This is a genomic window from Oleiphilus sp. HI0132, from assembly GCF_001635845.1.
In genome coordinates, this window is sequence record NZ_LWGJ01001848.1 from 1 (window position 1) to 1,271 (window position 1,271).

Consider the following 1,271-nt stretch of genomic DNA (forward strand, 5'->3'; position numbering starts at 1 on the left):
GAACAAGGTCAACTGGATCTATCATCAAACTATCAATTAAGCATGACAGACTCAGGCTTGTCTGGAGAAATCACTAGCAATACTTCAGTCAATAACCTTGATATAAAGGAGAGTATTGAAAGACAAGAGGTAGCCGGCTTCAAGACCTTCGCTCTAAAAGGCGTCAAGCTTAAGCTGGCAGGCGAGCAGCAAGCCCCTTCAATTTCAGTTGAAACAGTACAAATTTCCAAGCCCTATGCGAGAGCTAAAATCTCTGAAAAAGGCGAGATGAGCCTGGCTCAACTAAGTAAATCAAAACCGAGTGAGACAGAAGAAGGAAACACTGTAACAGAAGATCATTCGCAAGAAGAGCACAAAAGCGAAACAGCAGGAGAACAAGACCAAGCAAGTCAGCCTGCGAATATTGCCATCAATCGAATTATTATTGAAGAAGGCCGCTTCGACTATATCGATGCTTCATTAACACCGGTTTTTAATACTTATGTCGAGCAATTCTCCGGCGACATCACTAATATTTCTTCAGACATTGATGCCCACTCAAAAGTAGCACTATCTGGAAACCTCGATACCTATGGAAAAATTGCCATTAATGGCACAACTAACCCACTCAGCGCTCAACCTAATACTGCCTTAGATATTCAGGTCAACAATATTGACCTAAGTACCGCCAGTCCATATTCGGCTAAGTATGCTGGCTACCTGATCGATAAAGGCAAGTTGGATCTTGACCTGGCTTACGACATCAAGGGCTCTAAGCTGAAAGCGGACAATAAAGTCTTTATAGATCAATTTAACTTTGGAAAGTCTGTCGATAGCCCCGATGCCACAGTCTTACCACTTCCTCTGGCTATAGGTATTATGAAAAACCTCGATGGTGAAATAGATATCGACCTACCAATTAGTGGAGACTTGAGTGACCCGAGCTTCAGCTTTGGCGGCGTACTGCTAACAGCTTTCACAAACCTGATTACCAAAGTGGTAACCAGCCCTTTCTCTATCCTAGGCTCCTTGGTTGAAGGTTCTGATGACATATCATCTGTGAATTTTTCTGCTATGTCTTCGTCAATCGATGCGCTTGAAAGTGAGAAGATTCTTAAGCTTGCTGAAGCTTTGAAGAAGCGTCCTAATTTAAGTATTGAAGTACGGGGCGTAGCAGATAGAAGTGTCGATCTAGAACCTGGTGGGCAGGTGCTTGGCGAAGATAAACTAGCAGTGCTTGCGAAGAGTAGGGCACTGGCCATCGCTAGTTCCTTGGTGGAGATTGGCGGAAT

The 1,271-nt window shown here is 43.7% G+C and carries 1 protein-coding gene; it reads left to right on the top strand.

Going from position 1 to position 1,271, the window contains the following annotated elements; translation table 11 throughout:
* The coding region (locus A3766_RS27980; protein WP_156509207.1) for a DUF748 domain-containing protein at nt 1-1,271 on the top strand (1,271 nt) is incomplete at both ends.